Origin of the sequence: Mesorhizobium sp. Ca11, assembly GCF_020165275.1 — a bacterium.
Taxonomy (GTDB): domain Bacteria; phylum Pseudomonadota; class Alphaproteobacteria; order Rhizobiales; family Rhizobiaceae; genus Mesorhizobium.
In genome coordinates this window covers 79,465-99,634 of record NZ_JAIUHU010000007.1, presented here as the reverse complement: position 1 = coordinate 99,634, position 20,170 = coordinate 79,465, and the positions used below count along the sequence as shown (strand labels likewise).

Here is a 20,170-nt window from a genome sequence, read left to right as displayed (position 1 = left end):
TCTGCGCCGCGTCGCTTCGCTCCTTGCTCCGCCCGTGAATGACGAAGTGACGGACGTTTCGGCTAATCTCCACGCTGATCGTGAGACCGACTCACCCTTATTCCGGCAGCAGATCGGCCACCGGTAGCACGGTCTCATCCTTGACCGTCTTGGTGACGATGTAGGTGAAGTAGCGGTCGATGCCGATCTCGCGCTCAAGCAGGCCGTCGACCAGCCGCTGATAGGCGTCGATGTCGCGCGCCATCACTTTCAGCACGTAGTCGACGCCACCGCCCACCGACCAGCAGGCAATGATCTCCGGGATATCGCGCACCACCCGCTCGAAGCGGTCGAAGTCAGCCTGGCGATGATTGGCCAGGGTCACCTCCATCAGCACCGTCGCCACCGGCGCGATGACACGCATGGCGATCGCGGCGTGATAGCCGGAGACGATGCCGGCCTTCTCCAGCTTGCGCAGCCGCATCCAGCACGGCGTTGGCGACAGGCCGACCTTCTCGGCCAGCGCCAGCTTGGTGATACGCCCGTCGCGCTGGATGGCGTCGAGAATCCTGAGGTCGATCGGGTCGAGTTTCGCTGCCGCCATGCGGGTCCGCCTTTCGTTGCGGACACCATGACGATGCATTATTTCGATTGTCAATTGCACTGATTTCGATCTCTAATAAGTCATGACATTTTGGCAGCCAGATCCTGCTCTCATCCGCCGACCGGCCTATCTCTCGCTGGCCGACCAGTTCGCGCGCGCCATCCATGATGGGCGGCTGGCCAACGGCACGCGGCTGCCGACGCATCGCCGGCTGGCGGACGATCTGAAGCTTTCGGTGCAAACCGTCAGCCGCGCCTATGAGGAGTTGATCCGCCGGGGACTGATTTCCGGCGAGGTCGGCCGCGGCAGCTTCGTGCAGACGCAGCGCCGCGAGCCCGAGCCGCCCTATATCCCGGAACGGCTTGGCGAGGTCATCGACCTCTCCATCCTGAAGCCGGTCTGCGAGCCGATGCATCTGGAGAAACTGAAGCAGGCGCTGGGCTGGCTGGCCGAGAACCTGCCGTCGAGCTCGGCGCTGTCGTTCCGGCCCAACATGGTTTTCCCGCGCCACCGCGCGGTCGCGGTCGAATGGCTGAAACTTTGCGGCCTTGAAGCCTCGCCGCAGAACATCAGCCTGACCAACGGCGCCACCGCCGGCATGACGGTGGCGCTGATGAGCGTCGCGCCGCCCGGCTCGACAGTCGCTACCGAAGCAATCGGCCACCACACGCTGATCCCGCTCGCGCGCTATCTCGGCTTCAACCTCGAAGGCCTGCCGATCGACGGCAACGGGCTGGTCCCCGAAGCGCTCGACGAGGCCTGCCGCCTCTCGGACATCCGCGCTGTGTTCGTCCAGCCGTCTGTGATCAACCCGACGGCGACGCTCATGGACGCCACAAGGCGCGAGCAGATCGCGGCGGTCGCGCGCAAGCACGACATTGCCATCATCGAGAACGACGTGCTCGGGCCGCTGGTCGAAGGCAGGCCGCCGGCGGTTGCCGCCTTCGCGCCGGAGCGAACGCTCTACGTCACCTCCTTCACCAAAATCGTCGTGCCAGGCCTGCGCATCGGCTATCTCGCGGTACCGGACCGCTATGTCGCGGCTGTCGCCAACCGCCATCTCGTCTCGAACTGGATGGCGACGCCGATGGTGGCGGAGATCGCCACGCGCTGGGTGACCGACGGCACCGCGATGGAACTGGTCAACTGGCAGCGTGGCGCGCTGAGGCGCCGCCAGGAGATCGCCGCGGAAGTGCTCACGGGTGTCGACTATCGCTGTCATCGCGACGGGCTGCATCTGTGGCTCGAGCTGCCGGGCGACCGGGCCGAGGAGAGCTTTGTCGCGCAGGCGCGCCTGCGGGGGGTGGCGATCGCGCCGGGCACCTCGTTCCGCATCGCCGACACGCCCTGGCATCCGGCCGTGCGCATCTCGCTCGGATCGACCACCGAGGGGGAACTGCGGGCGGGCCTGAGCGTTGTCGCCAAACTGCTGCTCGGCGATCCGGAGCATCTCCTGCTCGCCATCTGATGCACAAAGGAAGCTCAGATTGCCCTGAAATTGTGCCGCGTCGGAAATATTGTCATGATATTATTTTCCCAATTGACATGATTTGGCGCGTTTCGCATCGTTAAGGGCATAGGCTCCAGAACGGGGGAATGGATTGCCCGCGCCCATCATCAAGGTTGATGCGATTTCGAAGAGCTTCGGCGCCTTCAAGGTGCTGGACGGCCTGTCGATGGAGGTCATGCCTGGCGAGAAGCTGGCGCTGATCGGCCCGTCCGGCTCAGGCAAGACGACGATCCTGCGCATCCTGATGACGCTGGAGAAGATCGACGGCGGCCATATCCAGGTCGACGGCGAGCAGCTCTATCACATGGAGCGCAACGGCCAGCTGCTGCTGGCCGACGAGCGGCATCTGGCCAGGATGCGCCAGAAGATCGGAATGGTCTTCCAGCTGTTCAATCTCTTCCCGCACAAATGCGTCATGGACAATGTGACCTTGGCGCCGATGCTGACCAAGGGCGTCGCGCGCGCCGCCGCCGAGAAGCGGGCGATGGAACTGCTCGACATGGTCGGGCTTGCGGACAAGGCGAAGGCGATGCCGGCGCAGCTCTCCGGCGGCCAGAAGCAGCGCGTGGCGATCGCCCGGGCGCTGGCGCTGTCGCCCAAGATCATGCTGTTCGACGAGGTCACCTCGGCGCTCGACCCCGAGCTCGTCGAGGAAGTGCTCAACGTCATGCGCAAGCTCGCCGCCGAGACCGACATGACGATGCTTCTGGTCACCCACGAGATGGGCTTCGCCCACGACTTCGCCGACCGCGTGCTGTTCTTCGACCGCGGCAGGATCGTCGAGGAAGGCAAGCCCGATGAGATTTTTCGCCATCCCAAACAGGAAAGAACGCAGAGCTTCCTGAAGAAGATCATCGCGGCCGGACATCGCGTCTGACCGCAATGCAGACGGGCGGCGCAAGCCGTCCACGGGCGGCCAAAGGCCGTCCCGAACCAAGGCAAACCAAGAAGACAAACAAGGAGTTGGGAACGATGAAGAAACTTGGCATTCTGGCTGGCGTCGCCGGCCTCGCGATCACCGCGATGTTGCTCGCCCCCGGCGCGCGGTCGGCGGATGACGCCAAGCTGGAGCAGCTCAAGCAGCAAGGCTTCGCCCGCGTCGCCATCGCCAACGAGCCGCCCTATACGGCGGTCGCGGCCGACGGCAAGGTATCGGGCGCGGCACCCGACGTGGCGCGCGAGATCTTCAAGCGTCTCGGCGTCAACGACATCGTCGCTTCCATCTCCGAATACGGCGCGATGATCCCCGGCCTGCAGGCCGGCCGCTTCGACGTCGTCACCGCCGGTCTGTTCATGAAGCCGGAGCGCTGCGCGGCAGTCGCCTATTCCGAGCCGGTGCTTTGCGATGCCGAAGCGATGCTGGTGAAGAAGGGCAATCCGAAGGGCTTCAAGAGCTACGAGGACATCGCCAAGGACAGCTCCGCCACGGTCGGTGCGCCGGGCGGCGGCACCGAGGAGAAGCTGGCGCTCACTGCCGGCGTGCCGCGCGATCGCGTCATCGTCGTGCCGGACGGCCAGAGCGGCCTGAAGATGGTGCAGGACGGCCGTATCGACGCCTATTCGTTGCCTGTGCTCTCGATCAACGACCTGATGAAGAAGGCCAACGACCCGAACCTCGAAGTGATCGCGCCGGTGCAGGGCGCGCCGGTCTATTGCGATGGCGCGGCCTTCAAGAAAGGCGACGAGGCACTGCGCGACGCCTATGACGTCGAGCTCGCCAAGATGAAGAAGTCCGGCGAGTTCGCCAAGATCATCGAGCCCTACGGCTTCTCCGCCAAGGCGGCGATGTCGACGACGCGCGAGAAGCTCTGCGCGGCGAAATAATGCTCTTTGCGTTCTCCCTGCTTGCGGGGAGAAGGTGGCTCGAAGAGCCGGATGAGGGGCAGCGCCAAGTTCTGTAAGGCTGGTTCCGCCCCTCATCTGCCTGCCCATCCTACGCAGCAGCTGCGCTGCAGCTACGGAGGGTAACCGGCATCTCTCTGTCGATGGGAGGCGCCAAGCACATCAATGTTGGGAAACTGCTAGTTTTATGACCCAGTGGTCCGGCTATCTCGGCCTGATATTGCAGGGAGCTCTTGTCACCATCGAGCTGACGCTGATGGGGTCGGTGCTTGCGCTGATCATGGCCTTCCTGGCCGGCATGGGGCGCGTGTCGCGCTTCTTCATCATCCGCGCGTTGGCGACGACGTACATCGAATTCTTCCGCGGCACCTCGATCTTCGTGCAGTTGTTCTGGGCCTATTTCGTGCTGCCTTTCGCCGGCCTGTCGCTGACGCCGCTGCAGGCAGGCGTGCTGGCGCTGGGCTTGAATGTCGGCGCCTATGCGGCGGAAGTCGTGCGCGGCGCCATCCTGTCGGTCGGCCGCGAGCAATACGAGGCCTGCACGGCGCTCAATCTCGGCCGCTGGCAAGGCATGCGCCATGTGATCCTGCCGCAGGCGCTGCTGGTCATGCTGCCGACCTTCGGCAACAACGCGATCGAGCTGCTCAAGGCAACCTCGGTCGTCTCGCTTATCTCGCTCGCCGACCTGACTTTCCAGGCGCAGGTGGTGCGCTCGCAGACCGGCAGCACGCTGATGCCCTTCCTCTCCGTTCTCGTCATCTATTTCGCGCTGGCGCTGATTATCTCCTGGGGCATTCGCACGCTGGAGCGCCGCATGGCGCGCGGCCTCGACGGAGTGCGCGTCTGATGGAATGGGATTGGAACTTCGTCTGGGAGATCATGCCGACCCTTATCCAGGGGGTGAAGATCACCATCTTGGCGACGGTGCTCGGCTCGGTCCTGGCGGCGATCGTGGGGCTTGGGATCGCGCTGGCGCGGCGCTCGGAGAACCGCATCGTCGCGCGCAGCGTCGGCTGGTTCGCCGAGTTCATCCGCGGCACGCCGCTCCTGGTGCAGCTCTATTTCATCTTCTACGTGCTGCCCGACATCGGCATCCTGCTGCCGCCGCTGGTGGCGGGCGTCATCGGGCTCGGCCTGCATTACGGCACCTACACGGCCGAGGTTTACCGCGCCGGCATCGACAATGTGCCGCGCGGCCAGTGGGAAGCTGCCAAGGCCTGCAATCTGGGCGGCCGCCACACCTGGACGCATATCATCCTACCGCAGGCGATCCCGCCGATGATCCCGGCCCTGGCCAACTATTTCATCGCCATGTTCAAGGAGACGCCGCTGCTGTCGGCGATCACCGTGCTGGAACTGATGAACCAGGCCAAGAGCGTTGCCAACACCTATTACCGCTACATCGAACCAATGACGTTGGTCGGCGCCTTCTTCCTCGTCATCAGCCTCTGCTCCGTCGTGCTGTTGCGCTGGCTGGAGCATCGCTACGGCAGGATCGAAAGATGAAAGTCGTGAAAGCATTGCCCGAGATTCGCCTCGAAGCGGCGCGCCCCACGCTGGACTCGCGTCCGCTGGAAAAGCGCGTCGGACTGATTGCGCTTGCGACCGACCACACCAGCGAGGTGGACTTCCGCCGCATGGTGGCGAGCGGGCGGATCGGCGTCTATGTCGCGCGCATCCCCTACGCCAATCCGACGACGCCCGAAAACTTGCGCAAGATGCAGCCGTCGCTTTCGGCGGGCGCGGCGCTCATTCTGCCGGACGAGCCGCTCGATGCGATATGCTATTCGTGCACCTCTGCGTCGGTGGTGATCGGCGACGCCGAGATCGAACAGGCGATCCATTCAGCCAAGCCCGGCGCGCCCGTCGTCACCCCGCCGATGGCCGGCGTGCGCGGCCTGAACGCTTTCGGGGTGAAGCGCATCAGCATCCTGACTCCTTACACCCTCGAGACCAGCCGGCCGATGGCCACCTATTTCGCCGCGCATGGCTTCGATATCGAAAGCTTCACCTGCCTCGGTTTCGAGGACGACCGCGAGATGGCGCGCATCACGCCGGCTTCCCTGGTCGAGCTGGCGCGCAAGGTCATGCATCCGCAGGCCGATGCGCTGTTCGTCTCATGCACCGCGCTGCGCGCCGCGCTCGCGGTTCCAGTTATGGAAGAGGCGATCGGACGTCCGGTCGTCACCAGCAACCAGGCCAGCGCCTGGAACTGCCTGCGGCTGTGCGGCGACGAGACGCCCCGGCCCGAATTCGGCCGGCTGTGGACGAAGCCGCTGGCCCAGTGAACGAAATGCCCGTGATCGAAATGACTGTTGAGCTTCAGCATATTCGCGCGGCGCGCGAACGCATTGCCGGCAAGGTCGAGCGGACCCCCATTGTGCTGTCGCAAAGCCTTTCGGATCGCGCGGGCCATCCTGTTTGTCTCAAGCTGGAGCATCACCAGACCACCGGCGCGTTCAAGCTGCGCGGCGCTTCCAATGCGATCGCAGCATTGAGCGCGGACGAAAAATCGCGCGGCGTCGTCGCCGCCTCGACCGGCAATCACGGCCGCGCGCTGGCGCATGCGGCGAAGCTCGAAGGCATCCGCGCGGTGATCTGCATGTCGAGGCTGGTGCCGGAAAACAAGCTCGACGCCATCCGTCGTCTCGGCGCGGATATCCGCATCGTCGGCAACAGCCAGGACGACGCCCAGCAGGAAGTCGACAGGCTGGTGGCGGAAGAAGGGCTGGTCATGCTGCCGCCCTTCGACCATCCCGATATCGTCGCCGGGCAAGGCACGCTCGGGCTCGAAATCATGGAGCAGGTTCCGGACGCGGCAAGCGTGCTGGTGCCGCTCTCCGGCGGCGGGCTGGCGGCCGGTGTGGCGGCGGCGGTCAAAGGCGTGAGCCCGCGCACCAAAGTCATCGGCATCTCGATGGCGCGCGGTGCTGCGATGAAGGCCAGCCTCGACGCCGGCCGGCCGGTGCAGGTCGAGGAACTGCCGACGCTGGCGGATTCGCTTGGCGGCGGCATCGGGCTCGACAACCAGCTGACCTTTGCCATGTGTCGTGGACTGCTCGACGACGTCGTCCTGCTTGCCGAGGACGAGATCGCGGCCGGCATCCGCCATGCGTATGAAGAGGAGCGCGAGATTGTCGAAGGCGCCGGGGCCGTCGGCATCGGCGCGCTGCTTGCCGGCAAGGTCAAAGTGAGCGGCCCCACTGTTCTCATCCTCTCCGGCAAGAACATCGACATGGACCTGCACCGCCGCATCGTCTGCGGCGAGACAATCGCGGAGCGCGCAGCATGAGCCGCATAACCATTCTCACCGAGAGTGATCTGCGCAAGATCGTGACGCTCGATCTGGACGCCGTTGCCTGCGTCGAGGACGCTTTTCGCGCCTTGGCCACGCTGCCGGTGGCGATGCCACCGATCCTGCGGCTCGACATTCCCGAGCATCGCGGCGAGGTCGACGTGAAGTCCGCCTATGTGCCCGGCATAGACGGCTTCGCCGTCAAGATAAGCTCCGGTTTCTTCGACAACCCGACGCTCGGCCTGCCGAGCGGCGGCGGCATGATGGTGCTGCTTTCGGCCAAGACCGGCGTGGTCGAGGCGCTGCTGCTCGACAATGGCTATCTCACCGACATCCGCACAGCCGCCGCCGGCGCGGTCGCGGCCAAGCATTTGTCGCGCCAAGACTCCAGCGTGGCCGCGATCTTCGGCGCCGGCCTGCAGGCCGGCCTGCAGTTGGAAGCGCTGCGTCTCGTCAGGCCGATCGAGGAAGCGCGCATCTGGGCGCGCGACGCCGCCAGGGCTGAAGCCACCGCCGCGCGCTTGCGCGAGAAGCTCGGTATCCTCGTGCGCGCCGAGCCGGATGCGGCGAACGCGGCAGCGGGCGCCGACATCATCGTCACCACCACGCCTTCGACCGAACCGCTGGTCAAGGCCGGCTTCGTCACCGCCGGCCAGCACATCACCGCCATGGGCTCAGACGCCGAGCACAAGAACGAGATCGCGCCGGCGATCCTGCGCATGGCCGATCTCTATGTCGCCGACAGCGCCAAGCAGACACGGCGCCTCGGCGAGCTCCACCACGCCATCGAGGCGGCGGTCTTCGCCGCCGACGCCGAGGTCACGGAGCTCGGCCAGGTCATCGCCGGCAGCAAGCCCGGACGGCGCTCGGCCAGCGACATCACCATCGCCGACCTCACCGGTACCGGCGTGCAGGACACCGCAATCGCCACTTTGGCTCGCGACCGTGCGCGCGCCGCCAATGCCGGGCTCAATTTCGAAAGTTGATGCTGGCCGCCAGGCCCAACAAACGAGGACAACAAAATGCAGCCAAATTTGAAATTCTCGCGCGGCGAATATGCGGAGCGCCTCGCCAAGACACGAAAAGCCATGGAGGCTAAAGGCGTCGATCTGCTGATCGTCAGCGATCCCTCCAACATGGCCTGGCTGACGGGCTATGACGGGTGGTCGTTTTATGTGCATCAGGCCGTCATCGTGCCGCCTTCCGGCGAGCCGGTCTGGTACGGCCGCGGCCAGGACGCCAACGGCGCCAAGCGCACCGCGTATCTCGCGCATGACAACATCATTGGCTACGCCGACCATTATGTGCAGTCGACCGAGCGGCATCCGATGGATTACCTCGCCAGCGTGCTGGCCGAGCGCGGCTGGGACAAGCTCAGCATCGGCGTCGAGATGGATAATTACTGGTTTTCGGCCGCCGCCTTCGCGGCGCTGCAGAAGCACCTGCCCAATGCCCGCTTCGCCGACGCCACGGCGCTGGTGAACTGGCAGCGTGCCGTGAAAAGCCCGACCGAGATCGAGTATATGCGCAACGCTGCCCGTATCGTCGAGGCGATGCACCAGCGGATCGTCGACAAAATAGAGGTCGGCATGCGCAAATGCGACCTGGTCGCCGAGATCTACGATGCCGGAACGCGCGGCGTCGCCGGCATCGGCGGCGACTATCCGGCGATCGTGCCGCTCTTGCCGTCGGGAGCGGACGCCTCGGCGCCGCATCTCACCTGGGACGACAAGCCGATGAAGGTGAACGAAGGCACGTTCTTCGAGATCGCCGGCTGCTACAATCGCTACCATTGTCCGCTGTCGCGCACAGTATTCCTCGGCAAGCCGACCCAGGCCTTCCTGGACGCCGAGAAGGCGACGCTGGAAGGCATGGAAGCCGGCCTCGCGGCCGCCAAGCCCGGCAACACCTGCGAAGATATCGCCAACGCCTTCTTCGCCGTGTTGAAGAAATACGGCATCGTCAAGGACAACCGCACCGGCTACCCGATCGGCATCTCCTATCCGCCGGACTGGGGTGAGCGCACCATGAGCCTGCGCCCCGGCGACCGCACCGAGCTCAAGCCCGGCATGACCTTCCATTTCATGACCGGACTGTGGCTGGAGACGATGGGGTTGGAGATCACCGAGTCGATCCTGATCACCGACACCGGCGTCGAGTGCCTGGCCAACGTGCCGCGCAAGCTGTTCGTGAAGGACTGAGCCGATGTCCGCTTTGCGTCCCTCGCCGATCACGCCGACCGTCGATTTCGAGCGCGACGGCGTCCAGCATGGCTTCCTGCGCCTGCCCTACAGCCGCGACGATTCCGCCTGGGGCTCGGTGATGATCCCGGTCTGCGTCCTGCGCAACGGCAAGGGCTCGACGGCGCTGCTCACCGGCGGCAATCACGGCGACGAGTATGAGGGGCCGCTTGCGCTCTACGAACTCGCCCGCACCCTCGATCCAAAAAATGTCGCCGGCACGGTTATCATCGTGCCGGCGATGAACTATCCGGCCTTCCGGGCCGGCACGCGCACCTCGCCGATCGACAAGGGCAACATGAACCGCTCTTTCCCTGGGCGCCCGGACGGCACAGTGACGGAGAAGATCGCCGACTATTTCCAGCGCGAGCTGCTGCCGCGCGCGGACATCGTCTTCGACTTCCATTCCGGCGGCAAGACGCTGGACTTCGTGCCGTTCTGCGCGGCACACACGCTGCCGGATAAGGCGCAGGAGAAGAAGGCCTTCGCCGCCGTCGAGGCTTTCTCGGCGCCGTTCTCGATGCGCATGACCGAGATCGACGCGGTCGGCATGTATGACACGGCCGCCGAGGAGATGGGCAAGGTCTTTGTCACTACCGAGCTCGGCGGCGGCGGAACCTCGCGCGCCGAGACGGTGCGGATCGCCCGGCGCGGCATCCTCAACGTGCTGCGCCACGCCGGCATAGTCGATGGCGCGGTCGAGAAGGGCAAAACCCAGTGGCTGGACATGCCTTCCGGCGATTGCTTCGCCTTCGCCGAGGATGACGGCATGATCGAGACGATGGTCGATCTCGGCGAACCAGTTGAGGACGGCCACGTGGTCGCGCGCATCCATCCGGTCGGGCGCACCGGGCAGGCGCCGCAGGAAATCAGGGCCAGGATGTCGGGACTGCTCGCCGCGCGTCATTTCCCGGGCCTGGTCAAGGCTGGCGACTGCGTCTCGGTGGTGGCCGTGGCCGTTCGCGAATAATCTTGGTGCGGCGCCCTACTGCACCACGCGCTTCTCGAGCTTGCGGGCGAGCGTGCGCCGGTGCAGGCCCAGCCGGCGCGCGGTTTCGGAGATGTTGAAGCCGGTCTCGACCAGCGTTTCGTGGATCCGCTCCCATTCGAGGTTCTTGATCGAGGTGGGGCGGCTGGTGAGCGGCACCGAAACGTCACCCTCGGCGCGGCCGAAGGCGGCTTCGATGTCATCGGTGTTGGCGGGCTTGGCCAGATAGTGCCCCGCGCCGAGCTTGATCGCCTCGACCGCCGTGGCGATGCTGGCAAATCCCGTCAGCACGACGATGCGCATCGACGGATTGCGGGCGCTGAGAAGCTTGACGCATTCGAGGCCCGATCCCGATCCGAGCTTGAGATCGACGACGGCGTAGGCCGGAACGGCCGTTTCCAGCGCGACCAGCAGCGCCTCGCGGTCGTGGCAGACCACGACGTCGTAGTCGCGCTTTTCAAACGAGCGTTTGAGCGTGCGCGCAAAGGTCGCGTCGTCCTCGATGACGAACAAGGATCGATCAGATTTCACGATCGTCTCCATAGGTCAGCGCCGCCAGCGGCAGCGAAAGGGTAACACGGGCGCCCTCGGCCATGTTGCGCGCCGAAACGTCGCCTCCAAGCTTGCGCACCACGTTGAACACCAGGAAGAGGCCTAGGCCGCCGCCCGGACGCCCCTTGCTCGACATATAGGGCTGGCCGAGCGTTGCCAGAATATCCTTGTCGAAACCCGGGCCGCGATCCTCGACGGAGAGCACCAGCTTCTCATCCTGCCGCTCGGCAGTGATGCCGACCCAATCGTGCGATGCTTCCTGCGCATTGTCGAGCACATTGAAGATCACTTGTTTCAGCGCCGTGTCGGACACGATCGGCTCGTCCGGCTCGAAACCATTGCCGTAGTCCAGCTTGATAGGCTGGCGGCTGACGCGCCATTCCTCGACGAGATCGTCGAGGAACCGGCGGATCGTAGTGCGGATGGTGCCCTCGCCCCGCGCCTGGCCGGAGGACATGAGAATGCCCGTGACGATGCCTTTGCAGCGCTCGATCTGCGCTTGCATCTCGGCCACGTCCTCGGAAAGCTCGCGGTTGCGCTTGACGCCGCGCATCTGGCGCCAGTCGGACAGGATGACTGATATGGTCGAGAGCGGTGTGCCCAGTTCATGCGCGGCACCCGAGGCCAGCAGGCCCATGCGCACGATGTGATCTTCCTCGGCCGAACGCTGGCGCAGGTCGGCGAGATAGGCATCGCGTTCGCGCAGGTTGCGGTTGATGCGCGTCATGAAGATCACGATCAGCCCGGCCGCGAGCACGAAGCAGATGAACATGCCGCGCAGATGCAGCGCCAGGAGATCGCTGCCGCCATGATGCGGGAGCGCGATCGGCTGGAAAACGAAGATGAGGAAGACGAAGCAGGCCGAAGCCGCCACCACCAGGAGCCAGGTCGACCATGGCGCCAGCAGCGCGGCGCCGAGCGTGATCTGCAGGAGATAGAGCGACACGAACGGATTCGAGGCGCCGCCGCTCAGGTAGAGCTGCGTCGTCAGCGCCGCCATGTCGAAAATCAGCGCGACGAAGAGCTGCGCGTTGGAGATCCGGCGGTTGCCGCGCAGGGCGAGCAGGCTGAAGATGTTGAGGCCGACCAGGAAAAGCACCACGCCCGCCATCTCGGTGAGCGGCAGCGGGATGGCGAACCAGTATTGCGTGACCAGGATGGTCAGCACCTGCCCCGCCACTGCCAGCCAGCGCAGCTGGATGAGCAGGAGCAGGTTCTTCCTGTTCGTGACGTCGGCGTTCGAGGCGGCGCCTCCCTGCCGCGTTGGAGGAAGCATCAGGAACGGCTTGTCGTGATGGGGCCACGCGATATTCATCACGCTGCATCCCAGTTCCGGCGGCCGGTGAGGACCTGCCCGGCAAGCGCTGTCGCCAGCATCCCTGCAAGGGCAAACCAGGTCAAAGCATAGACGAGATGGCTGTTGCGGAAGGTGACGACGGTGAGCCCGCCGCGCGGCCAGCCAGCAGCGCCGGATGCCTCGGCATCGATGAAATAGGGCGCAACATCCGCCAGGCCGCGCGCCTTGGCGATTGCCGCGACGTCGCGCGAATACCAGCGATGGGCAGCCGGATCGTTTCTGCGCAGGAAACCGCCGCCGGGCTCGCTGATGCGCAGCAGCCCCTCAACCGTCGCCGGCGAGGCGAGCGCGGCATTCTCCCGCTCGAACTCCACCTTGCGCTCCTGCGGGATGAAGCCGCGGTTGACGAGGACCGTGAAACCGCGGTCGTCGCGCATCGGCGTCAGCACCCAATAGCCGCCGCCAAGCTCGGTCACCGCCTGCACCAGCGTGTTGGCGCCGCCCCGCAAGCGCCCGGTCAACCGCACGTGGCGATATTCGTAGTCCGGTGCGCTCAACCCGCTCCAGTCCTGCGGGCCGGGCGCATCGACGACGGGAGCATGGATGCGCTGGTCGACGCGGGCGATCAGGTCGAGCTTCCAGACCCGTCTTTCCAACTGCCAGACGCCGAGCCCGAGAAACATCAGAACGCCGAGAATCCCAAGCACCACAGCCAGGAATCGCGACGTAGAACCCTTCGAGGCCGCATGAGAGCCGGTCATGTCCTTTGCCTCGGCTCTGGTCCTCCCCGCGCGCCACACGCCCACGCCCGAAATGGGGCTCATGGCATCTCCCGCATCTCGTGGAGCCCGGGCATCATGTTGGCGTTGAGGTGGTACATCACCCAGAGCGAGCCGCTCAGCACGATGACGACGAGAACCACCGTGAAGATGAGCGCCAGCATCGACCATCCGCCTTCCGAGGCGGGGTTCATATGCAGGAAGAAGACCATGTGCACCACGATTTGTACCACCGCGAAGGCCATGATGATGATGGCCGCGGCCTGCTTGTCGTCCATGGCGCCGGTCATGACCATCCAGAACGGGATGGCGGTGAGGATCACTGACAGGACGAAGCCGATCAGGTAGCCCCTCAGCGAGCCGTGCGCGGCGCCGCCATGGGTATGGTCGCGATCGGCATGATCATGAGCGCTCATCTGAGCATCCCCATCAAGTAGACGAAGGTGAAGACGCCGATCCAGACAACGTCGAGGAAGTGCCAGAACATGGAGAGGCACATCAGCCGGCGGCGGTTGGCCTCGATGAGGCCGTGTCTCGCGACCTGCACCATCAGCGTCACCATCCAGACGATGCCGAAGGTCACGTGCAGGCCATGCGTGCCGACCAGGGTGAAGAAGGACGACAGGAAGGCGCTGCGCTGCGGCGTCGCGCCTTCATGGATCATGTGCGCGAATTCGGATAGCTCGATGGAGAGGAACGCCAGGCCGAACAGCATGGTCACCACGAGCCAGGCCTGCGTCGCGCCGACACGGCCCTTGTCCATGGTCAGCATGGCAAAGCCATAGGTGATCGAGGACAAGAGCAGCATGGTGGTGTTGACCGCCACCAGACCGAGATCGAACAGATCCTTCGGCGCCGGACCCGCCGCGTAATTGCCGCCGAGCACGCCATAGGCCGCGAACAGCATGGCGAAGATCAGGCAGTCGCTCATCAAGTAGAGCCAAAAGCCGAGCATGGTGCTGCCGCCTTCGGCGTGCGCGTGCTCTTCTTCCAGGTGGAAGACCGGTTCCGCGACGGCCGTGATCGCGCTCGATGCCATGCTCAATTCCTAGCCCTGGGCGGCAAGGAGCGTCGTCCTCGCCTCTTCGGTTTGCGTGACCTCGGCAGCCGGGATGTCGAAGTCGCGGTGGTAGTTGAAGGTGTGGCCGATCGCGGTTGCGATGAGGCAGACGAAGCTCAGCGCCGCCAGCCACCAGATGTACCAGATCAGGCCGAAGCCGAGCGCGACGCTGAACACCGCCAGGACGACGCCGGTGCCGGTGTTGCTCGGCATGTGGATCGGTTTGAACCCGGACAGCGGGCGCCGGTAGCCGGCCTTCTTCATGTCGAACCAGGCGTCGTTGTCGCGAATAACTGGCGTGAAGGCGAAGTTGTAGGCCGGCGGCGGCGAGGAGGTCGACCATTCGAGGGTGCGGCCGTCCCAGGGGTCGCCGGTGTGATCGGCCAGCGCTTCGCGCTTGCGGATGGAGACGAAGATCTGGACCAGGAAGGCGGCGATGCCGCAGGCGATCAGCACCGCGCCGAAAGCGGCGATAACGAACCAGATCTGCAGCGAGGGATCGTCGAAGACGCGCATGCGGCGCGTCACGCCCATCAGGCCGAGGATGTAGAGCGGCATGAAGGCGAACCAGAAGCCGAGCACCCAGCACCAGAACGAGACCTTGCCCCAGAACGGATCGAGCTTAAAGCCGAAGGCCTTGGGCCACCAATAGGCGATGCCGGCGAACAGGCCGAAGAGCACGCCGCCGATGATGACGTTATGGAAATGCGCGATCAGGAACAGGCTGTTGTGCAGCACGAAGTCGGCGGGCGGCACGGCAAGCAGCACGCCGGTCATCCCGCCAACGACGAAGGTGAGCATGAAGGCCACCGTCCACATCATCGGCAATTCGAAGCGGATGCGGCCGCGATACATGGTGAACAGCCAGTTGAATATCTTCGCCCCGGTCGGGATCGAGATGATCATCGTGGTGATGCCGAAGAAGGAATTGACACTGGCGCCGGAGCCCATGGTGAAGAAGTGGTGCAGCCAGACGAGATAGGACAGGATGGTGATGACTATCGTGGCGTAGACCATCGAGGTGTAGCCGAACAGGCGCTTGCCGGAGAAGGTCGAGGTGACCTCGGAGAAGACGCCGAACAGCGGCAGGATGAGGATGTAGACCTCCGGGTGGCCCCATATCCAGATGAGGTTTACATACATCATCGGATTGCCGCCGAAATCGTTGGTGAAGAAGTTGGTGCCGATATAGCGGTCGAGCGCAAGCAGCGTCAGCACCGCCGTCAGCACCGGGAAGGACGCCACGATCAGCACGTTGGTGCAGAGCGAGGTCCAGGTGAAGACGGGCATGCGCATCATGGTCATGCCTGGGGCGCGCATCTTGATGATGGTGCAGATCAGGTTGATGCCGGACAATGTCGTGCCGACGCCGGCGACCTGCAGCGCCCAGATGTAGTAATCGACGCCGACGTCGGGACTGTAATTGATGCCGGAGAGCGGCGGATAGGCCAGCCAGCCGGTGCGGGCGAACTCGCCGACGAACAGCGAGGCCATGACCAGGATCGCGCCGCCGACCGTCATCCAGAAGCTGAAATTGTTGAGGAAAGGGAACGAGACGTCGCGCGCGCCGATCTGCAGCGGCACGACGAAGTTCATCAGCCCGGTGACGAAAGGCATCGCCACGAAGAAGATCATGATCACGCCATGGGCGGTGAAGATCTGGTCGTAGTGATGAGCGTTGAGGTAACCCTCGGAACCGTTGAAGGCGATGGCCTGCTGCAGGCGCATCATGATGGCGTCGGAGAAGCCGCGCAGCAGCATGACGAGGCCGAGCGCCATGTACATGATGCCGATCTTCTTGTGGTCGACGCTGGTGAACCACTCGCGCCACAGATAACCCCAAAGCTTGAAATAGGTGACCGCGCCGAGCACCGCGAGGCCGCCCAACGCCACGACGATGAAGGTGACGACGACGATCGGCTCGTGCAGCGGCAGCGACTCCAGAGTGAGGCGGCCGAAGATGAATTTGGTCAGCGACTCAGGCATCCGCCATCCCTCACAATTCGAAGCGCAGCAGGCCGAGCGACGGGGTCCCGGCATCGGCGCGGCGGCTGCCGGCCCCTGGACTGAGCAGCCCTGCCCCGCGCAGCGGGGAAAGATCGCGCATTGGCCAGTATTTCGCGCCGGCATCGCGGGCCGAGCGCGAGGCGGCGGCTGCTTCCTCCGCCGTGCAGATGCTGGCGACATAGGACGGATCGTTGCCGAACACCGCGCCGCGCCGGGCAAGCTTGTCATATTGCAGCGGCAAGGTGTTGCGCACGCCGGCCAGCCCAAGGCCGCCCTTGGCGTCGATCGACATCATCTCGTTCATGCACATCTTGCCGCGCTCGACGCACAGATTGAGGATCTCGCCATAGAGGTCGGGATCGACGGAGGCATAGTGGCGGACCGGCTCGTTCTCGCTCGGACGCTCGAGCTCGAGATAGGTCTCGCGGCTGAGCGTAGCCTGCGCGCCTTTGGTCTGCGTCACCCACTCACCGAACGCCTGATCGGAGAGCCCGTGGAACGCAAAGCGCATGCCGGAGAAGCCGGCGCCGCTGTAGTTGGCCGAGAAGCCGGAATAGGTGCCCGGACGGTTGATGACCGCGTGCAGCTTCGTCACCATGGCGGGCATGGCGTAGATCTGTCCGGCAAGGGCCGGAATGTAGAAGGAGTTCATCACCGTCGAGGAGGTGATGCGGAAATCGATCGGCTGGTTGACCGGCGCCGCCAGCTCGTTGACGGAGGCAATGCCGTAATCCGGATAGATGAAGAGCCATTTCCAATCCAGCGCGACGACGTCGACCCTGAGCGGCTTGTGGTTCTGGGTGACCGGCTGTCCTGGTTCGATCCGGTCGATGCGCCGGTAGGGATCGAGCAGATGGGAGCCGAGCCAGGTGAGCGCGCCGAGGCAGATGATGACGAGCAGGGGTGCAGCCCAGATCACCAGCTCCAGCTTGGTCGAATGGTCCCAGTCCGGCGTGTAGATCGCCGTGGTGCTGGATTGCCGGTAGCGCCAGGCGAACAACACGGTCAGCGCCATGACCGGCAGGATGATGATGAGCATCAGCAGGGTCGAGACGACGAGCAGGTCGCGCTGCTGCGCTGCCACGTCGCCCGCGGGCGCCAGCACGACCAGGTCGCAGCCGCTCAGCAGCACGGCGAGCGGAAAAAGAAGCAAGGCTCCGGATCGTCTCATCAAACGCTGCCCTCGATGGCCCTGCAGCAGGATCTCTGCAGGTTGCGATGCGATATGGACCAACGGCTACTGCCGCGGGCACAGCGACGACATTGGACAATTTGTCCAATGCCCAGCCGGTATGGCTTTCGCGAAAGTGTGCACGCATAATTGGATGACGACAACGTCGCATCTGGATGACGACAACATAGCGTCGGGACGACGACAATCGCGTTCCGAAGTTGAGTTTGGTGACGACGGAAACGATGGCTGAAACTTCGACTTCCGAAACGGACAGCAGGCTGATCGGCTCGCATCACGGCCAGGTCAGCGCTGGCGATATCGCGGTCGGCGTGATCATCGGAAGGACGTCGGAATTCTTCGATTTCTTCGTCTATGCGATCGCTTCCGTGATCGTGTTCCCCAAGCTTGTGTTCCCAACCCACGACCCGCTGGTCGGAACGCTCTACTCCTTCGCCATCTTCGCGCTGGCCTTCATCGCGCGCCCGTTCGGCACCGTGCTGTTCATGGCGATCGACCGCGCCTATGGCCGCGGCGCCAAGCTGACGATCGCGCTGTTCCTGCTCGGCACCTCGACGGTCGCCATGGCGTTCCTGCCCTCCTATGAGGACGTCGGCGCGGTCGCCGCCTGGCTGCTGGCGCTCACCCGCTTCCTGCAGGGCCTGGCGCTCGGCGGGACATGGGACGGATTGCCCTCCCTCCTGGCGCTGAATGCGCCGCAGAACCGGCGCGGCATCTATGCGATGATCCCGCAGCTCGGCGCGCCGATCGGGCTCATCGTGGCAAGCTCGCTATTTGCCTTCTTCGTCGCCAACCTCTCGGCCGACGACTTCTTCGCCTGGGGCTGGCGCTATCCCTTCTTCGTCGCCTTCGCCATTAACGTCGTGGCGCTGTTCGCCAGGCTGCGCATCGTGGTCACGCCCGAATTCTCGAAACTCTACGAGAGCGGCGACCTGCAACCGACGCGCATCAGGGAGATGGTTCGCACGGAAGGCCGTAACGTCGTCGTCGGCGCCTTCGCGCCGCTGGCGAGCTTCGCCCTGTTCCATATGGTAACGGTGTTCCCGCTGTCCTGGGTGTTCCTGTTCACCAATGAGGGTCCGGAACGTTTCCTGGTCATCGAAGCGGTGAGCGCGCTGTTCGGGATCGCGGCGATCGTTGCATCGGGTCCGCTGGCCGACCGTGTCGGACGCCGCGCCCTGCTCGGTGGCGGCGCCGTCGCCATCGCAGCCTTCAGCGGCTTTGCCCCACAACTTCTCAACGGCGGCACCGTCGGCGAGACGGTGTTCATGGTGCTCGGCTTCATCCTGCTGGGCTTGAGCTTCGGGCAATCCTCGGGCGTCGTCGCATCGAGCTTCTCACGCCAGCACCGCTATACCGGCTCGGCGGTGACGTCGGACCTGGCCTGGATGTTCGGCGCCGGCTTCGCGCCGCTCGCGGCGCTGCTGCTGGCCGGCAATTTCGGCCTCATCGCCGCCGGCGCCTATCTGCTTTCGGGCGCCGCCTGCACGCTGATCGCGCTTTGGATCGACAGGCAGGCACGCCGGGCCGACTGAACGAGCGGCGAGCTCGGATAGTCGCCGCTCTAACCCTTTGTTTTTGACGCAGTTCCAGACGGAAGGTTACGGCGAAGGCGCCGAACTCAACCGCTCACACTTTTCCTGGAATTGCTCTGACCTGCAATCAGACCTGGTAGAAATCCCGATACCATTGCACGAAGCGCGGGACGCCGATCTCGATCGGGATGCTGGGCTTGAAGCCGATCACCGCCTCGAGTGAGGCGACGTCGGCATAAGTCGCAGGCACATCGCCCGGCTGCAGCGGCATCAGGTTGCGGATTGCCTTGCGCCCGAGAGCGTCTTCCAGAACGTCGATCAGCCGGCTGAGCTCGACAGGCGAGCTGTCGCCGATGTTATGGATCCTGAACGGCGCGGTGCTCGTCGCGGGGTCCGGCGCAGCGCTTGTCCAATCGGGATTGGGCGTCGCTGGATGCTGCATGACGCGGGCCACTCCCTCGACGATATCGTCGATGTAGGTGAAATCCCGCTGCATGTTGCCATGGTTGAAGACATCGATCGGCTGGCCGGCGAGGATAGCCTTGGTGAAGATGAACAAGGCCATGTCGGGCCGACCCCACGGACCGTAGACGGTGAAGAAGCGCAGGCCCGTCGTCGGCAGCCCGAACAGATGGCTGTAGGTGTGGGCCATCAGCTCGTTTGCCTTCTTGCTGGCGGCATAGAGGCTGAGGGGATGGTCGGCGGAATCATGCACCGAGAACGGCATGCGCGTGCTGCCGCCATAAATCGAGCTTGACGATGCATAGACGAGATGGCCGACCGAGGCCTGCCGACACCCTTCCAGGATGTTGAGGAAGCCGTTTAGATTGCTTTGCGCATAGACATGCGGATTGACCAGCGAGTAGCGGACGCCCGCCTGCGCGGCGAGGTTGACGACGATCTGCGGCGCGACCGACGCAAAGACCCCCGAGATGCCATCGCGGTCGGCGAGATCGACATGCTCGAAATGAAAGTTTGGGAACGCCTTCAGCCGCTCGAGCCGCGCCTGCTTCAAGGTGACGTCGTAATATTCGTTCATGGAATCGAGGCCGACAACCTGCCGGCCTTCGGCAAGCAGCCTCTGGCAAAGGTGAAAACCTATGAAGCCGGCTGCGCCGGTGATCAGGATCGGCCTGCTCGACGTCAATGCATACCCCTAACGCTGCAGCCAGACCTTGCAGGCCATCGAGAACTTGCGCCTTTTATGGCAGGGCTGCAATGAATTCAACGATACGCTTTCTCTCGCCGTCGTCGCCGGCGTGAGGCTAGCGGCAAGATCGGCCGCCAGCC

The 20,170-nt window shown here is 64.4% G+C and carries 20 protein-coding genes; 11 read left to right on the top strand and 9 right to left on the bottom strand.

Features of this window, described 5'->3' with window-relative positions:
* Positions 1-97: 97 nt before the first annotated feature.
* A complete protein-coding gene (locus LB538_RS14590; protein WP_224523516.1) occupies positions 98-583 on the bottom strand; it encodes an Lrp/AsnC family transcriptional regulator in 486 nt (161 codons plus the stop codon).
* Positions 584-665: 82 nt separating this feature from the next.
* Between LB538_RS14590 and LB538_RS14585 the strand changes: the two genes are divergently transcribed.
* The 10 genes from LB538_RS14585 to doeB all read left to right on the top strand — a co-directional run bounded on the left by LB538_RS14585 (position 666) and on the right by doeB (position 10,440).
* Complete coding sequence (locus LB538_RS14585) at positions 666-2,051, top strand: PLP-dependent aminotransferase family protein (protein WP_095765842.1); 1,386 nt, start codon at positions 666-668, stop codon at positions 2,049-2,051.
* 133 nt (positions 2,052-2,184) lie between these two features.
* Positions 2,185-2,970, top strand: coding sequence for an ectoine/hydroxyectoine ABC transporter ATP-binding protein EhuA (ehuA, locus tag LB538_RS14580; RefSeq protein WP_263482391.1), 786 nt, complete (start codon positions 2,185-2,187; stop codon positions 2,968-2,970).
* 95 nt (positions 2,971-3,065) lie between these two features.
* On the top strand, positions 3,066-3,917 hold the full coding sequence (gene ehuB, locus LB538_RS14575; protein WP_095765844.1) for an ectoine/hydroxyectoine ABC transporter substrate-binding protein EhuB: 852 nt from the start codon (positions 3,066-3,068) through the stop codon (positions 3,915-3,917).
* 205 nt (positions 3,918-4,122) lie between these two features.
* Entirely contained in the window at positions 4,123-4,782 is a 660-nt protein-coding gene (ehuC, locus tag LB538_RS14570; protein ID WP_095765846.1) for an ectoine/hydroxyectoine ABC transporter permease subunit EhuC, read from the top strand.
* Positions 4,782-5,441 (top strand): ectoine/hydroxyectoine ABC transporter permease subunit EhuD, encoded by a 660-nt coding sequence (gene ehuD, locus LB538_RS14565; RefSeq protein WP_095765847.1) that lies wholly within the window; start codon positions 4,782-4,784, stop codon positions 5,439-5,441. The genes ehuC and ehuD overlap by 1 nt, the downstream gene beginning before the upstream one ends.
* Positions 5,442-5,446: 5 nt before the next feature.
* Positions 5,447-6,223, top strand: a complete 777-nt coding sequence (gene eutA, locus LB538_RS14560; protein ID WP_224523912.1) for an ectoine utilization protein EutA — start codon at positions 5,447-5,449, stop codon at positions 6,221-6,223.
* A gap of 5 nt (positions 6,224-6,228) precedes the next feature.
* A complete protein-coding gene (eutB, locus tag LB538_RS14555) occupies positions 6,229-7,227 on the top strand; it encodes a hydroxyectoine utilization dehydratase EutB (protein ID WP_411909019.1) in 999 nt (332 codons plus the stop codon).
* Entirely contained in the window at positions 7,224-8,216 is a 993-nt protein-coding gene (locus tag LB538_RS14550) for a cyclodeaminase (RefSeq protein ID WP_224523514.1), read from the top strand. Before eutB ends, LB538_RS14550 begins: the two co-directional genes overlap by 4 nt.
* Positions 8,217-8,252: 36 nt before the next feature.
* Positions 8,253-9,431: an ectoine hydrolase DoeA gene (doeA, locus tag LB538_RS14545; RefSeq protein WP_224523512.1), complete on the top strand. Its 1,179-nt coding sequence runs from the start codon at positions 8,253-8,255 to the stop codon at positions 9,429-9,431.
* Between the two features lie 4 nt (positions 9,432-9,435).
* Positions 9,436-10,440: a N(2)-acetyl-L-2,4-diaminobutanoate deacetylase DoeB gene (gene doeB / locus LB538_RS14540; protein WP_224523510.1), complete on the top strand. Its 1,005-nt coding sequence runs from the start codon at positions 9,436-9,438 to the stop codon at positions 10,438-10,440.
* A gap of 15 nt (positions 10,441-10,455) precedes the next feature.
* On the opposite strand, the gene LB538_RS14535 is transcribed toward doeB, so the two are convergent.
* The 7 genes from LB538_RS14535 to cyoA are packed head-to-tail and all read right to left on the bottom strand — an operon-like array spanning position 10,456 to position 17,324.
* Positions 10,456-10,989, bottom strand: coding sequence for a response regulator transcription factor (locus tag LB538_RS14535; RefSeq protein WP_210239569.1), 534 nt, complete (start codon positions 10,987-10,989; stop codon positions 10,456-10,458).
* Positions 10,979-12,325 (bottom strand): ATP-binding protein, encoded by a 1,347-nt coding sequence (locus tag LB538_RS14530; protein ID WP_411909018.1) that lies wholly within the window; start codon positions 12,323-12,325, stop codon positions 10,979-10,981. The genes LB538_RS14535 and LB538_RS14530 overlap by 11 nt, the downstream gene beginning before the upstream one ends.
* Positions 12,325-13,131 (bottom strand): SURF1 family protein, encoded by an 807-nt coding sequence (locus tag LB538_RS14525; protein ID WP_411909017.1) that lies wholly within the window; start codon positions 13,129-13,131, stop codon positions 12,325-12,327. Before LB538_RS14525 ends, LB538_RS14530 begins: the two co-directional genes overlap by 1 nt.
* Positions 13,128-13,502 (bottom strand): cytochrome o ubiquinol oxidase subunit IV, encoded by a 375-nt coding sequence (gene cyoD / locus LB538_RS14520; RefSeq protein ID WP_224523508.1) that lies wholly within the window; start codon positions 13,500-13,502, stop codon positions 13,128-13,130. Before cyoD ends, LB538_RS14525 begins: the two co-directional genes overlap by 4 nt.
* Positions 13,499-14,125 (bottom strand): cytochrome o ubiquinol oxidase subunit III, encoded by a 627-nt coding sequence (cyoC, locus tag LB538_RS14515; RefSeq protein ID WP_224523506.1) that lies wholly within the window; start codon positions 14,123-14,125, stop codon positions 13,499-13,501. Before cyoC ends, cyoD begins: the two co-directional genes overlap by 4 nt.
* A gap of 9 nt (positions 14,126-14,134) precedes the next feature.
* The gene (cyoB, locus tag LB538_RS14510; protein WP_224523504.1) at positions 14,135-16,132 is read right to left on the bottom strand and encodes a cytochrome o ubiquinol oxidase subunit I; all 1,998 of its coding nucleotides are present in this window, start codon (positions 16,130-16,132) and stop codon (positions 14,135-14,137) included.
* 10 nt (positions 16,133-16,142) lie between these two features.
* Positions 16,143-17,324, bottom strand: coding sequence for a ubiquinol oxidase subunit II (cyoA, locus tag LB538_RS14505; RefSeq protein ID WP_224523502.1), 1,182 nt, complete (start codon positions 17,322-17,324; stop codon positions 16,143-16,145).
* A 245-nt stretch (positions 17,325-17,569) separates the two neighbouring features.
* Between cyoA and LB538_RS14500 the strand changes: the two genes are divergently transcribed.
* The gene (locus LB538_RS14500; RefSeq protein ID WP_140687893.1) at positions 17,570-18,880 is read left to right on the top strand and encodes an MFS transporter; all 1,311 of its coding nucleotides are present in this window, start codon (positions 17,570-17,572) and stop codon (positions 18,878-18,880) included.
* 127 nt (positions 18,881-19,007) lie between these two features.
* On the opposite strand, the gene LB538_RS14495 is transcribed toward LB538_RS14500, so the two are convergent.
* Complete coding sequence (locus tag LB538_RS14495; protein WP_224523500.1) at positions 19,008-20,027, bottom strand: NAD-dependent epimerase; 1,020 nt, start codon at positions 20,025-20,027, stop codon at positions 19,008-19,010.
* Positions 20,028-20,170: the final 143 nt, after the last annotated feature.

Excerpts from the sequence above, each read along its gene's own strand:
- LB538_RS14590 (WP_224523516.1), bottom strand. The coding sequence starts at position 583 with ATGGCGGCAGCGAAACTCGACCCGATCGACCTCAGGATTCTCGACGCC.
- LB538_RS14585 (WP_095765842.1), top strand. The coding sequence starts at position 666 with ATGACATTTTGGCAGCCAGATCCTGCTCTCATCCGCCGACCGGCCTAT.
- ehuB (WP_095765844.1), top strand. The coding sequence starts at position 3,066 with ATGAAGAAACTTGGCATTCTGGCTGGCGTCGCCGGCCTCGCGATCACC.
- ehuC (WP_095765846.1), top strand. The coding sequence starts at position 4,123 with ATGACCCAGTGGTCCGGCTATCTCGGCCTGATATTGCAGGGAGCTCTT.
- ehuD (WP_095765847.1), top strand. The coding sequence starts at position 4,782 with ATGGAATGGGATTGGAACTTCGTCTGGGAGATCATGCCGACCCTTATC.
- eutB (WP_411909019.1), top strand. The coding sequence starts at position 6,229 with ATGCCCGTGATCGAAATGACTGTTGAGCTTCAGCATATTCGCGCGGCG.
- LB538_RS14550 (WP_224523514.1), top strand. The coding sequence starts at position 7,224 with ATGAGCCGCATAACCATTCTCACCGAGAGTGATCTGCGCAAGATCGTG.
- doeA (WP_224523512.1), top strand. The coding sequence starts at position 8,253 with ATGCAGCCAAATTTGAAATTCTCGCGCGGCGAATATGCGGAGCGCCTC.
- doeB (WP_224523510.1), top strand. The coding sequence starts at position 9,436 with ATGTCCGCTTTGCGTCCCTCGCCGATCACGCCGACCGTCGATTTCGAG.
- LB538_RS14530 (WP_411909018.1), bottom strand. The coding sequence starts at position 12,325 with ATGAATATCGCGTGGCCCCATCACGACAAGCCGTTCCTGATGCTTCCT.
- LB538_RS14525 (WP_411909017.1), bottom strand. The coding sequence starts at position 13,131 with ATGAGCCCCATTTCGGGCGTGGGCGTGTGGCGCGCGGGGAGGACCAGA.
- cyoD (WP_224523508.1), bottom strand. The coding sequence starts at position 13,502 with ATGAGCGCTCATGATCATGCCGATCGCGACCATACCCATGGCGGCGCC.
- cyoC (WP_224523506.1), bottom strand. The coding sequence starts at position 14,125 with ATGGCATCGAGCGCGATCACGGCCGTCGCGGAACCGGTCTTCCACCTG.
- cyoB (WP_224523504.1), bottom strand. The coding sequence starts at position 16,132 with ATGCCTGAGTCGCTGACCAAATTCATCTTCGGCCGCCTCACTCTGGAG.
- cyoA (WP_224523502.1), bottom strand. The coding sequence starts at position 17,324 with ATGAGACGATCCGGAGCCTTGCTTCTTTTTCCGCTCGCCGTGCTGCTG.
- LB538_RS14500 (WP_140687893.1), top strand. The coding sequence starts at position 17,570 with ATGGCTGAAACTTCGACTTCCGAAACGGACAGCAGGCTGATCGGCTCG.